Here is a 12,719-nt window from a genome sequence, read left to right on the forward strand (position 1 = left end):
CGCTGCGGGTAAGTATCACCAATAATCATTTGGAGTCTGCCGGTAACTGATTAACAACACCAGTGGTTAATTATGGATAAACTTTAAGGTATATCCGTTATATCTCTGAGTAGGTATGTCGGACCAAGACAAGCGTGACAGCAGAAGACGGTCTAGTGTCTCCAGGCGGCGGTTTGTGCAGGCCGCCGGGGCGACAGGCGTGACAGCCGGTATCGCCGGCTGTGCCGACTTCGTCGGTGGCGGTGGCGACGGCGGCGACGGTGGCAGTGGCGGTGGCGACGGCGGTTCCACCGGCGACGGCAGTGGCCAGGAGACACAGACGATCCAGCTCAGCATGGGTGCAGACATCTTGTCGGAGGCCGAGCAGGGCGTCCGGGACGCTTTCCGCAACGCCGGACTCCCGGACTGGGTCGAACTGACGTTCGCCCGTCAGAGCCAGGACACGGGGGAGGTCCGGTCGAACTTCAACCGTCGGCTGAGCGCCGGCGAGACGAAGCCCGACGCGATGCTGATGGACAACGGCTGGGTGAACATCTTCATCCAGCGGGGCCAGATTCAGAACCTCACGGAGATGCTCCCCGAAGAGATTCTGTCGACGGTCAACAACAACTACTTCCAGGGGTTCACTGACACGGCCCGGGACCCACAGAGCGGCAACCTCTTCGGCGTGCCGCTGTTCCCGGACTTCCCGACGCTGCTCTACCGGAAGGACCTCGCCGAAAACGCCGGCTACAGCCCCGAGTCGAACAACTGGGCGACCGAGCCGATGACGTGGGAAGAGTGGTCGAACATCGCCGCCGACATCCAGGACAACGCCGGACTCGACTACGGGTTCACGACCCAGTGGGACATCTACGTCGGCACGGCCTGCTGTACGTTCAACGAGGTCATGTCTTCGTGGGGCGGCGCGTACTTCGGCGGCCGCGACAACCTGTTCGGTCCAGTCGGCGACCGACCGATCACGGTCGACGAACCCGAGACCATCAAGTCGCTCAACATGATGCGGAAGTTCGTCCACGACGAGGACTTCGGCGGGGAGTTCGACGGCTACGCCGGCGGCTTCACGCCGACCAACATCCTCGGCTGGATCGAGAACCCGTCGCTCGCGCCCTTCGAGGAGGGCAACTCCGCGTTCCACCGCAACTGGCCCTACGCCATCGCCAGTGCCGGCAGCGACGACGTGTTCGGACAGGACCTCGGGACGATGCCGATCCCCTACGGCGTGCCGGAGTCCGAGGCCGCACAGCCCGGCACCGGCGGCACCACGTCGGCCCTGGGTGGTTGGCACGTCGTCGCCAACCCGAACTCCGAGAACACCGAGGGCCTCATCGAACTGTATCGCGCGGTCACACAGGACTCGTTCAACCTCGACCTGTTGGAGCTGTGGGGCTGGCTCCCGCCGAAGCCGGAACTGTTCAACTCGGACACCGCTCAAGAGCAAGAGCCGACGGGCCGATACATGGACACCCTGCGAGTGGCCGGTGAGAACACGATGCCGCGTCCGACGACAGCCGTCTGGGGCGACCAGACGAGCGATATCGCTCAGCAGGCAAACCGCGCGGTCAACCAGGATGCGCCCTCTGAGGAGGCGATGACGACGCTTGCCGCTGCCCTCGAAGAAACCGAATCCTGACGACTGACGGGTAGGTTTTTTACAGACAGACCGTATCATTTGATACACATGACAACAATACACATACAAAGGGGAACGACACAATGAGCACGGACACAGCTGAACGGACCCGTGAGTCCCGGCGGTCGGGGATGTTGATTGCCGCCGTTCGGTGGATGGAGAACCTCAGCGAGACCTGGTACGCGTACCTCCTGTTGACGCCCATCTTCATCATTCTGGGAGTGGTGGCGCTGTACCCGCTGTTGCGGACGTTCGAGCTCTCGCTGTACGCGGTCTCGACTGACCTCACGTCACTCAATTTCGTCGGGCTAGAGAATTACATCGAGCTGTTCACCGGCGGCAAAGACCGGTACCTGCCGGGGTCGAACACGTTCCTGCCGACGACCCTCTCGATGCCCGCCATCGTCAGCAGTGCGCTGGCAGTCACTATCGTCTTCGCCGTCGTCAGCGTCTTTTTCGAGACACTGATCGGGCTGGGACAGGCGCTCGTCCTCGACCAGGACTTCTACGGGCGACGGTGGATCCGCGCCGCCATCATCATCCCGTGGGCCGTCCCGGTGGTGATTCAGGGGATCATCTTCTACCTGATGTTCAACTCGAACATCGGGTTCGCGACGCCGCCACTCGCCGATCTCGGCCTGTTGGCGTCGACGAACACGCTGAACGACCCCCTCAGCGCGCTGTTTATCATCCTGGTCGCGGACATCTGGAAAACGTCTGCGTTCATGGCCCTGCTCATTCTGGCAGGGTTACAGAGCATCGACCGGAGCCTCTACAACGTCGCAAAAGTCGCGGGGGCCTCGAAGTGGCAGCAGTTCAAGCACATCACGTTCCCGTTGATTCTCCCGACGGTCGCCGTCGCCGTCCTGTTCAGGATGGTCGGCGCGATGAAGGTGTACGGCATCATCGACACGGTTTCAAGCTGTGCCGTCCTGCCGTCGCTGTCGTGTATGGTCGTTTCGACGTTCAACACCCGCGTCGGAACCTCGGCGTCCATCGCGTTCGTGACGGCGGCGATTATCGGGATCATCGTTATGATCGTCATCGTGTGGCAAGGGGAGGACGCGATCTAACATGGCAACGCCAACAGAGCAACTCGACGACAGCGAGGGCGGACCGCTAGAACGGTGGACGAAGCGAGCTATCAAGGACCCACAGCGGGTGTACCGGGCGCTGTTCTACGTCGCGATGGCGTTTTTCGTCGTGACGACGCTGTTCCCGTTCTACTGGCTGCTCGTGCTCGCGGTCACGCCACGACAGAACCTGCTGTCCGGGAGCTTCCTGCCGGAGATCGACCTGTTCGGTGCGGGGATGACGTTCCCGCTGCCGGTGCCCCGGAAGGGGTTTGCTCCCGGGTCGTTCATCACCATCTTCGAACAGATCCCGTTCCACCTGTTCGTGCTCAACAGCTTCGTGCTGGCGATCACGACGACGATCATCGTGCTCTTCGTCGCGAGCCTCTCGGGGTACGTCTTCGGTCGGCTGGACTTCCCGGGACGGGCGCTGTTGATGCTGGGTATCCTCGCGGTGAGCTACTTCCCGCCGGCGGCGTTCCTCATCCCGCTGTTCGAGGCGTTCGCCGGTAACGAACCGATTGTGATTCCGTTCACGCAGATTCCGCTGTTTACCGCGCCGCGTCTGCTGAACACTCCCGGGTCGATGGTAATTCCGTTCAGCGGGCTGTTCCTCCCGCTTGCGGTGTTCATCCTGACGACGTTCTACGCCCAGATCCCTGACGGGCTGGAGGACGCTGCCAGGGTCGAAGGGACCACACGGCTCGGCGCGCTGTTCCGGGTCATCATGCCGCTGTCGGCACCCGGCGTCGCGACTGCGGCCGTGCTCACCTTCATCTCGGTGTACAACGAGTACTTCTTCAGTTCGCTCATGGCCCTGTCGCCGTCGGCCGAGAACTGGTCGCCGCTGGTCGGCGGGATACTCAGCTACCAGACCCAGTACACCACGCAGTTTAATCTCATGGCGGCCGCGAGCGTCGTCGGGGTCCTCCCCGTCGTCATCCTCGTGGTCGTCGCACAGGAACGGATTGTCAGTGGACTTACATCGGGTGCACTCAAAGAGTAACAACAATGGCACGAGTACAACTCAAACACGTGACGAAACGCTACGACGACCAGGGTGACGTAGTCACCGCGGTCGACGACATGAACCTCGATATCGCCCACGGCGAATTCATCTGCTTCGTCGGTCCCTCGGGCTGTGGGAAGTCGACGACGATGGAGACCATTGCTGGTCTCACCATCCCGACAGAGGGCGAGATTTACATCGGCGACCGGGAGGTGACGAACCTCCCGCCGAAGGACCGGGGCATCGCGATGGTGTTCCAGAACATCGCGCTGTTCCCGCACATGGACGTGTACGACAACATCTCCTTTGGCCTCCGACTGCGGGACTACCCGCAAGACGAGATCGACCGCCGCGTCGAGCGGGCCGCGGACATCGTCCAGCTAGAGGGGATGCTCAACCGGATGCCCGAGGAGATGTCCGGCGGGCAGCGCCAGCGTGTCGCTATCGCCCGCGCAATCGTGCGCGAACCCGACGTGTTCCTGATGGACGAGCCACTGGCTAACCTTGACGCCAAGCTCAAGGTCCACATGCGAACGGAACTTCAGCGCCTGCACAAGGAACTGGACACGACCATCATCTACGTGACCCACGACCAGGAGGAGGCGATGACGCTGTCCGACCGGATCGCCGTCCTCGATTCGGGCCAGCTCCAGCAGATCGACCCGCCGCTGACCTGTTACAACGAGCCCGATAACCTCTTCGTCGCCGGGTTCATCGGCTCCCCGTCGATGAACTTCGTTGAGGGGACTGTCACCGAGACAGCCATAGAGACGCCGAACTTCTCGCTTGAGTTCAACCCCTCGTCCGTCGATGATGTCAGCGCCGGCGACGAGGTGACGCTCGGCATCCGCCCCGAAGACATCTATCCCGGTGAGCTTCGGGACGAAGTTCCCGACCCGTCGGGACAGATCGCGGCGACGACCGACATCCTCGAACCGATGGGCGACGAGATATTCGCCTACTTGCTGCTCGGCGACGGTGAAACGTCGATGTCCCAGGAACTGGCGACGAACGACCAGTTGCTGATGAGCATCGACCCCGATTCGGACCTCGAAGAAGACGAGGAGATAGAGGTCGTCATCGACCGGCGGAACGTCCACCTGTTTGACTCGGCCACCGGCGAGGCAATCGTCCACGACCTCATCCCGTACGAGACAGACAGCTCGGCCTCCGGTAGCGAAGTGGAAAGCGACGACTGACCATGAGTAGCCACCTCGCAATGGTGTACTGGAGCGGGATGCTCGTGCTGTTTTTCTTCTGGGCCTACGGGATCGCGTCGTTTATCCTGGACCTGAAAAACAAGATCGTCCCGGGTATCATCCAGTACCGGCGCGGCCGCCGCCGTGAGAAGGCCAAGCAAGAACAGGACGACGAACGTGACGAGCGCGAAAAGCAGTTGTATTAACCCAACGCTGGGTGCAGCCTTCGATACACATGACTGAGACGATACAGCTCGGTATCATCGGCCTGGGAAATATCGCAGAGATTCACTGTACCAACCTCAAACAGCTCGACCAGCCGGTTTCGATAGCGGCAGGTGTCGATGTCGATGCCGATGCCCGCAAGCGGTTCGCCGAAGCGCATGATGCGGCAGTGTACGAAGAGGCGGCAGCGATGTTCGAGACGGTCGATGCCGTGTTGGTGACCACGCCGAACCGGTATCACGAGCAGTACGTCGTTGCAGCGCTTGAGGCGGGTCTCGACGTACTCGTCGAGAAACCGCTGGCGCACACGCTGGACAGCGCCGAACGGATCGCCGCGGCCGCCGAATCGGCTGAGGGGTTCTGTATGGTCGGCTTCCACAAGCGGTTCGCCGATCCGGTCCAGGCGCTGGTGGGCTACCGCGACGCGGGCGACATGGGAGAGGTTTCTCACATCGAAGCGAACTACATCAGGCGTCGCGGCGTCCCCGGACGCGGGTCGTGGTTCACGCGCAAGGACGTGGCCGGCGGCGGTTCGCTCATTGACATCGGGGCCCACGCCATCGACCTGGCGCTCCACGTCGCCGACCATCCGGAGGTCGTCGAAGTGTCGGGCGACACCCGCGCACAGTTCGGCGTCGACGAGGAGTACGCGTACGTCCAGATGTGGGGCGAGGACCACGGTGCAGCCGAGTTCAGCGTCGACGACTCCGCGAGCGCCTTCATCCGCTGTGGGGACGGCACGACGATTTCTCTGGAGGTCGCGTGGGCGACGAACCGGCCGGACAGCCAGGAGTACTACGTCCGTGGGACGGAGGCGGGCGCAAAACTCGATCTCGCGGACCAGTCGCTGACGCTGTTCGAGACGGCAAACACCGGTCAGATGCACCACCGGACGACCGACATCGAGACACAGCGAACGGACCCGCAACGCCGGGAGCAGGCACGGTTCGTCTCCGCTGTCAGGGACGGCACGCCGCCGTCGGAGAACACCGTCGAACAGGCGCTTCGGGTCCAGCGGGTAATGGACGCGATTTACCGCGCCAGCGAGACTGGCGCGGCGGTCAGCCTCGGCGAGTCGAATATTTGAGGAAAGACTTAATCCCCAGTGTTCTCACTCTCCGCCTGCGCATGAAAGTGATTGGTGTTACGCGGGGCGAGGACGGCCCACAGCTCCTGGAGCGGGAGCGACCGTCGCCTGACCCGGGCGAGGCACTCGTCCGGACGCTCCGCGTTGGTGTTGACGGCACAGACCACGAGGTCCTGAGCGGGTCCCACGGCGGGTTTCCCGACGGGGCGGACCACATGGTTCTCGGACACGAGGCGGTCGGCGTCGTCGAAGAGCCCAATGGCACGGGGCTCGAGGCGGGGCAGGTCGTCGCACCGACCGTCCGACGGAAACCGAACGGGGAAACGAACGAGTACTTTCGGCGGGGCGAGCCAGATATGGCTCCGGACGGGGAGTATACGGAGCGGGGTATCGTCGGCGACCACGGCTTCATGGCGGAGTATTTCACGTCGCCGGCTGATTTCCTTGTTCCCGTCCCCGAGTCGGTTGCGGAGTACGGCTTCCTCGTCGAACCGCTCTCTATTACCGAGAAAGCCAACGAGCACGCGTATGCGACCCGTGAGCCGTTTGACTGGCGGCCGGAATCGGCCTGCGTGCTGGGCAACGGCTCGCTCGGACTGCTGACGCTGTGGATGCTCGACCAGGAGTACGACCGGACCTACTGTGTCGGCCGGCGGGACCGACCCGACCCGACGGTCGACATCATCGACGAAATCGGCAGTACGTATGTCGACTCCCGCGAGACGCCGGTTGACGAACTCCCGGAGGCTCATGAGGCGATGGACTACATCTACGAGGCGACCGGGTTCGCCCCGCATGCCTTCCAGACCGTGAAGGCGCTCGACCAGAACGGGGTCGGCGTGTTGCTGGGGATTCCGGAGCCATGGGAGTTCGAGGTCGATGGCGGCTCGCTGCACAACGATATCGTCCTGCACAACAAGTGTCTCATCGGGACGGTCAACTCACATGTCTCGCACTTCGAGGACGCCGTCGAGACGCTCCAGGAGATTCCGGAGTGGCTGCTCGATGATCTGGTGACGACGGTCACCGACCCGGAACACGTCGAGGCGGCTTTCGAGGACGGAGACGACCAAATAAAGGCTGTCGTCGAGTTCGATTCGCTGTAAGCGCCGTGGGCCTCCGCGCCCGAGCTTTTTCCCGGCGATATAGACCGGTTATGATCTCTCTACGCAGTAGTTTACTGCTAATATTTAAAGAAACAGACATGAATTTGCAAGATATTTACTCACATGCTATTAATTTATTTGAGCGCTGAAACCCGCGAAAACGCGGGATATAGGTGATTTTCCGGGGGTAACCCGAATGTCAAATGCTGATTTTCGCTATACAGAAGTATTAAGTAGGAATCTTCAATAAGGAATTATGAGGTATTGGTGCAACCATGACTGAAGACAATTCAAATAGACGGTTGACGCGACGTAACGCTCTTCGGATTGCTGGTGCTGCAGGTGCGGCTTCACTCGCTGGCTGCGGTGGGAGTGACGGCGGTGACGGCAGCAGCGGCGACGGCAGTGACGGCAGCGGCGGTGACGGCACTGACGGCAGCAGTGGCGACGGCAGTGACGGCAGCACGGACAGCGGGACGCAGTACAACACACTTGAGGTCGCCCACTGGTGGGGAGAGGGCGACGGTCTGGAAGCGATTCAGTCCGTAATGGACGCCTTCAAGGAGCAACACCCGGACATCCCGTTCGACGAGAACCTCATCGCCGGTGGTGCGGGTGAGAACCTGCAGGCAAATATCCGGACACGGGTGCAAAACGGCAACCACCCGAGCACGTGGCAGGCCTGGCCCGGCAACAACCTGCTCCCCTTTACCGATGCGAACCTCCTCAAGGACATCGGTGACTCCGTGTGGTCCGAGAACAGCATGGAGGACGCCTACCTTCAGGGTGTCAAGGATGCGGCCCAGCCTGCCGGGAACTACGTGACGGTCCCGCTCAACATCCACCGGATTAACAACCTCTTCTACAACGTCGAGGTCGTCGAGGACGCCGGGGTCGACCCGACATCGCTCGAAACGCCGAGCGACGTGGTCGACGCGCTGCAGACGGTCGACGAGGCCGGCTACACCGGAATGGCTCACCAGACCGGGTCGCCGTGGTCCAGCTTCCAGATGTTCGCGACGGTCCTCCTCGGCGAAACGGACGCCGAGACCTACAGCGCCATCTTCGTCGACGGCGAGGTCGAGGCCAACAGCGACGCGCTGGAGTCGGCAGTCGAGACCACGCAGTCCTACCTCGACTACATCCCGAGCGACGCCGGATCGATTTCCTGGACCGAGGCCAACAACCAGGTCATCAACGGCGAGGCGGCGTTCCTCCACCAGGGCGACTGGGCGGCCGGAACGTACCTCACGAACGACCTCACGTACGGCGAGGAGTGGGACCACGTGGCCTTCCCGGGTACCGAGGGCTACTACGCGCTGAACATGGACTCGTTCCCGTATCCGGTCAACAACCCGTCGCCGGAAGCGACCACGCTGTGGTGTCAGTTCGCCGGGACGACGGAGGCACAGGAGATCTTCAACCCGAAGAAGGGGTCGATTCCGCCACGGACCGACGTGAACACCGAGCCGTTCAACGACTTCTCCCAGGACCAGATTTCGGACTTCCAGGACAGCGAGGCCCAGCCGCCGTCTGTCGCACACGGTCTGGCCGCGCCGCCGTCCGTGCTGTCCTCGCTTGAGTCCGCTATCTCGTCGCTGAACTCCGGCAACGAGCCGTCGAACGTCGTCTCGCAGATGGCTAGCGCCTACCAGTAACGTCCCGACCAGCGTCGTTTTTTCACCGTGGTGACTCGAACGGTCGGAGTCATCGGCAGGTAAGCGCCTGCTCTGATGGGAGACAGAGAAATACCATATAGTCACATGAATGGTCCTGAAATTGTCTCATGAATAGAGTGCCGAAGTTCTTAGTAGCCGACTCGCAAACCCCCCCATATGTCCAGTGACGACTTGGAAGCATCGCTCGAACAGGTGATTGCGCGGTTCAATCTCGGCGAGTACGAGATTGCTGCCTACCTGGCCGTGCTCCAACACGGCGAGTTGACAGCGTCGGAGATATCAGAGAACACGGATATTCCTCAGCCACGGGTGTACGATACGGTACGGAGCCTCAGCGACGTAGGCCTCGTGGAACTCAAGGAGTCCCGCCCGATGAAGGTCCTGGCTATTGACCCCCGAGAAGCCTTCGAGGGGATTCAGGACTCGCTTGATGACCTCGTGGAGGACCTCTCATCGCGTTATACGGCCCCCGCACGGGAACCCGAAGCCGTCTCGCTCGTCAAATCCCGGCCGACGATACTCAGGTACCTCGAAGACATCATCGAGACGGCCGAGTACGAACTGACGCTGTCGCTGACGCCCGCGCTGTTAGAGCGGTTCGAGGATCGGCTCGCAAAGCGCAAAGGGTCAGGGATCGCTATCGAGATCCTCATTTCGCCGGGCGTGGAGGCACCCGACCCCTCCCGGTTCGATTACCAGTCCATCGCGACCACGGTGAAGGCTCGTCGTGGGATCACGACACCGGTCGTCGCCGTCGCGGACGGGAACTACTCGATGTATGCGACCCGCGAGAGCGTTCGCGGCGACACGGACCGGTACGGCGTCATCTTCAACCGCTCAGAACTCGGGTTCCTGGTGTCCGGGTTCCTCAACACGGTGCTGTGGACGACCGCCGAGACCATTGCGAGTGACGGAGAGGGACTGCCGTTCCCGCGCCGCTACGGGACGATCAGGCGGTGTATCTCCGACCTGACGACGCTGGACGGGGAGTTCTACGCGACCATCGAGGGCCGGGACGTAGAGACGGGCGACCACCGGGTCATCGAGGGGAAAGTGGATCAGGCGTCGTTCAGTTCGAACCGCGAGGTCGCGACAATGGTCGTCCAGACAGCAGAGGGGCCGGTCGAGGTCGGAGGTCAGGTGGCTGCTTTCGAGGACATTGAGGCCTACGAGATCCGTATCGGGACGGACGAACCGCCGGCGAACTGATCGGTCAGGTCGGGACGAGTCGACAGCGGAGACAATGAGTACCGTGGGCGGGCAACCCACGGCGATTGCATGACCCTTCGGGCCGGCGATTTATGTCAGAGGCACGATATCGCCGGGGACCCGAATGCTGTGGTTCCACATGACCAACGTACACTATCGCGTTCAGCGGGGACGTGGTCGTATTGTGGACAGCAATGGTGACTCCGTCGTGCGTTGTAAAAAAGATGGACACATTGCGTGCAATAATATCCGTTCTGCAGCGGAATAGTTCAGCTACCGCAGAGTATTCCAATACAAATGGAAACTGATATGTGTGTGAAATCGGAGCTATACCGTATGGGGACACCATGGGTGTAGAGCTTATCCAATACGTCCGAACGTCGTCCGTTCGGACAGATCTCATCATCGCGCTGTGTCCCGCCGATAAGCCCACCGACGAGCTGTTATCGGCACTCGACGCGAGTGAGTCTGCGATCTATGATGCCCTCTCGAACCTCGAGGGGCGCGGCCTGGTCACCTCGATGGACGACGGCTGGCGGCTCACGGGTACGGGCCGCCTCGTCGCGGATACGATTCACCGCCAGGAACTCCTCGAAGACCTCATAGCTGTCGACACCCGGTACTGGGAACACCACGACACGTCGGTCCTTCCGGAGCCGTTCCGGCTCAGGCTTCCGGAAATTGACGACTACACGGTTGTCCGGGGCACACAGACCGATATCAACCGACCCGTCCGCGAAGTCGTCACCCGCGTCGAGAGCGTCCCGCGTTGTGACGTGGTCTCGCCTGTGTATCACCCCGAGTACGAGGCGGCGATGCCCGACACCCCAGACTCACGGCTGCTGTTGAGCCACGCCGTGATCGACGAAATGCGAAACTCGGAGACGGTGTCGGTGGACGTAGACCGGTATACGGAGACGGAGATCCGCGTCACGGCAGTTCCGTATGCGCTTGCCGTCGCCGAGGACTGGATGATTCTGACACTCCCAGAGATAGACGGCGACTGGCCGTCGGCGAAGATCGTCTCCGAAACGGATGCCGCGATTTCGTGGGCCAACGATCTGTTTGCGCGGCTCTGGACGGATGCAACCCCGATAGAAACGTATCTCGACGCCCTCTGATTTTGGCAAACCTAAACATTCAAGAACCGTGGGTACTGACCCATGAGCAATGGCTATTCAGGGCTCACAGACCGCCGAACCGACCGACTACACGTTCGACGACCTCGCGGTCGTCATGGGGACGTACAACGAGAAAGAAGCGATCGGAACCGTCCTTGAGGACATCGAAACGGTGACCGACGGGCGGGCCGAAGTCGTTTGCGTTGACGGGTCCAGCGACCGGACGCCGGAGATCGCCCGTGAACACGGGGCGACAGTCATCGAACAGGAGCCACAGGGATACGGCGTCGCAGTCCGCGAAGCGGTACTGACCCCGGACCGTCCGGTCGTTGTGACGACGGACTGTGACGACACGTATCCGATGGAGCGCCTGCCTGACTTCCTCGATGAGATAAACGACGGGGGCGATGTCGTCAGCGGCGACCGTCTGTACTACGGGGCCGAGCAGATGCCGGCGATGAACAAACTGGGCAACGAGCTGTTCGCCTTGCTTGCGAGCGCGCTCATGGGCAAGCGGGTCCACGACACGACCACGGGGATGCGCGCATACCGCCGTGAGGTCCTCCAGAAGATCAAGTGGACCGAGAACACCGGCCTCTCAGCGGAACTGCTCATGCGGCCGCTGATGCGCGGTTACGACGTTCGAGAGCGCCCCATCGAGTACGACGAGCGGAAAGGCGAGACGAAGCTCGACCCGTTCTCGGGCGGGGCCGCCATCGCCAAATCCATCGTTCGCGTCGCGCTCGAAGAACGGTTCCGGTAGACTGTCCGCGCTCGAACGCCAATCGCCCTACCGGTCACTCGGCGGCTGCTGATAGCTACTCGTCCCGCCGGGGTAGCCCTGCGGATTCTCGATACCGACGAGTTCGCCGCCGGTCGGCGAACTGTACAGCGCAAACAGGAGGTCATTAACAAGGTAGTAGCGCACGCGGTGCCGGGGGTCGCCGTGTGGGTCCGGATCGGAGGTGTGGACGCCCATTCCCCGCAGTGTTTCTTCCTGTGTCGCAGCATCGACAGCCACGAAGTCGGTGTCCTCCCACTCCCGGGTGTAGGCATCCAGATCCGCGACAGCGGCCGCCATGTCGGTGGCCCGCTCGGGGTCTGCCTCGGTGCGCCCGGCGAGGTAGCCGTCGACGAACTCCTGAATACCGGTCACTTCGCTCGGGTAAACGATACTGGCGACAGCGCGGTAGGTCTCGCGCTCGTGTTCGCCGAAGGTCGGTTCGGTGGCGTCATCGTTTTCGGTCGGTTCGGCAGTGTCAGAGTCGCTTTCTGGTCGGTCCCAGGTGAGCGCGGCTGCGCCGCCGGCGACGGTGACGCCCGCTGCCCCGAGTGCCTTCAACGCGTCGCGTCTGGTGAGTTCGTAGTCGGTCATCGG

At 62.0% G+C, this 12,719-nt stretch carries 12 protein-coding genes; 11 read left to right on the forward strand and 1 reads right to left on the reverse strand.

What is annotated here, in order from left to right; translation table 11 throughout:
• The first annotated feature begins 115 nt into the window (after positions 1-115).
• The 11 genes from Harman_RS00740 (at position 116) to Harman_RS00790 (ending at position 12,104) form a co-directional block, all read left to right on the forward strand.
• Positions 116-1,633 carry an extracellular solute-binding protein gene (locus Harman_RS00740; RefSeq protein WP_137681917.1) on the forward strand — a complete coding sequence of 506 codons (1,518 nt, stop codon included), beginning with the start codon at positions 116-118 and terminating at the stop codon, positions 1,631-1,633.
• Between the two features lie 83 nt (positions 1,634-1,716).
• Positions 1,717-2,706 (forward strand): carbohydrate ABC transporter permease, encoded by a 990-nt coding sequence (locus Harman_RS00745; RefSeq protein ID WP_137681918.1) that lies wholly within the window; start codon positions 1,717-1,719, stop codon positions 2,704-2,706.
• Position 2,707: 1 nt separating this feature from the next.
• Entirely contained in the window at positions 2,708-3,712 is a 1,005-nt protein-coding gene (locus Harman_RS00750) for a carbohydrate ABC transporter permease (RefSeq protein WP_137681919.1), read from the forward strand.
• Positions 3,713-3,717: 5 nt separating this feature from the next.
• Positions 3,718-4,914 carry an ABC transporter ATP-binding protein gene (locus Harman_RS00755; RefSeq protein WP_137681920.1) on the forward strand — a complete coding sequence of 399 codons (1,197 nt, stop codon included), beginning with the start codon at positions 3,718-3,720 and terminating at the stop codon, positions 4,912-4,914.
• Between the two features lie 2 nt (positions 4,915-4,916).
• Complete coding sequence (locus Harman_RS00760) at positions 4,917-5,120, forward strand: hypothetical protein (protein ID WP_137681921.1); 204 nt, start codon at positions 4,917-4,919, stop codon at positions 5,118-5,120.
• A 29-nt stretch (positions 5,121-5,149) separates the two neighbouring features.
• Entirely contained in the window at positions 5,150-6,226 is a 1,077-nt protein-coding gene (locus Harman_RS00765) for a Gfo/Idh/MocA family protein (RefSeq protein WP_137681922.1), read from the forward strand.
• A 41-nt stretch (positions 6,227-6,267) separates the two neighbouring features.
• The gene (locus tag Harman_RS00770; protein WP_137681923.1) at positions 6,268-7,332 is read left to right on the forward strand and encodes a glucose 1-dehydrogenase; all 1,065 of its coding nucleotides are present in this window, start codon (positions 6,268-6,270) and stop codon (positions 7,330-7,332) included.
• 275 nt (positions 7,333-7,607) lie between these two features.
• Positions 7,608-8,990: an ABC transporter substrate-binding protein gene (locus Harman_RS00775; RefSeq protein WP_137681924.1), complete on the forward strand. Its 1,383-nt coding sequence runs from the start codon at positions 7,608-7,610 to the stop codon at positions 8,988-8,990.
• Positions 8,991-9,167: 177 nt separating this feature from the next.
• The gene (trmB, locus tag Harman_RS00780; protein WP_137681925.1) at positions 9,168-10,220 is read left to right on the forward strand and encodes an HTH-type sugar sensing transcriptional regulator TrmB; all 1,053 of its coding nucleotides are present in this window, start codon (positions 9,168-9,170) and stop codon (positions 10,218-10,220) included.
• A gap of 347 nt (positions 10,221-10,567) precedes the next feature.
• On the forward strand, positions 10,568-11,341 hold the full coding sequence (locus Harman_RS00785) for a helix-turn-helix transcriptional regulator (RefSeq protein WP_137681926.1): 774 nt from the start codon (positions 10,568-10,570) through the stop codon (positions 11,339-11,341).
• Positions 11,342-11,390: 49 nt separating this feature from the next.
• A complete protein-coding gene (locus tag Harman_RS00790; RefSeq protein ID WP_137681927.1) occupies positions 11,391-12,104 on the forward strand; it encodes a dolichyl-phosphate hexose transferase in 714 nt (237 codons plus the stop codon).
• Between the two features lie 27 nt (positions 12,105-12,131).
• On the opposite strand, the gene Harman_RS00795 is transcribed toward Harman_RS00790, so the two are convergent.
• A complete protein-coding gene (locus tag Harman_RS00795; protein WP_137681928.1) occupies positions 12,132-12,716 on the reverse strand; it encodes a gluconate 2-dehydrogenase subunit 3 family protein in 585 nt (194 codons plus the stop codon).
• Between the last annotated feature and the right edge of the window lie 3 nt (positions 12,717-12,719).

Origin of the sequence: Haloarcula mannanilytica (genome assembly GCF_005406125.1) — an archaeon.
GTDB lineage: Archaea > Halobacteriota > Halobacteria > Halobacteriales > Haloarculaceae > Haloarcula > Haloarcula mannanilytica.

Bases quoted from the DNA above. Each gene is read 5' to 3' on its own strand.
- Harman_RS00740 (WP_137681917.1), top strand. From the start codon at position 116: ATGTCGGACCAAGACAAGCGTGACAGCAGAAGACGGTCTAGTGTCTCC.
- Harman_RS00745 (WP_137681918.1), top strand. From the start codon at position 1,717: ATGAGCACGGACACAGCTGAACGGACCCGTGAGTCCCGGCGGTCGGGG.
- Harman_RS00750 (WP_137681919.1), top strand. From the start codon at position 2,708: ATGGCAACGCCAACAGAGCAACTCGACGACAGCGAGGGCGGACCGCTA.
- Harman_RS00755 (WP_137681920.1), top strand. From the start codon at position 3,718: ATGGCACGAGTACAACTCAAACACGTGACGAAACGCTACGACGACCAG.
- Harman_RS00760 (WP_137681921.1), top strand. From the start codon at position 4,917: ATGAGTAGCCACCTCGCAATGGTGTACTGGAGCGGGATGCTCGTGCTG.
- Harman_RS00765 (WP_137681922.1), top strand. From the start codon at position 5,150: ATGACTGAGACGATACAGCTCGGTATCATCGGCCTGGGAAATATCGCA.
- Harman_RS00770 (WP_137681923.1), top strand. From the start codon at position 6,268: ATGAAAGTGATTGGTGTTACGCGGGGCGAGGACGGCCCACAGCTCCTG.
- Harman_RS00775 (WP_137681924.1), top strand. From the start codon at position 7,608: ATGACTGAAGACAATTCAAATAGACGGTTGACGCGACGTAACGCTCTT.
- trmB (WP_137681925.1), top strand. From the start codon at position 9,168: ATGTCCAGTGACGACTTGGAAGCATCGCTCGAACAGGTGATTGCGCGG.
- Harman_RS00785 (WP_137681926.1), top strand. From the start codon at position 10,568: ATGGGTGTAGAGCTTATCCAATACGTCCGAACGTCGTCCGTTCGGACA.
- Harman_RS00790 (WP_137681927.1), top strand. From the start codon at position 11,391: ATGGCTATTCAGGGCTCACAGACCGCCGAACCGACCGACTACACGTTC.
- Harman_RS00795 (WP_137681928.1), bottom strand. From the start codon at position 12,716: ATGACCGACTACGAACTCACCAGACGCGACGCGTTGAAGGCACTCGGG.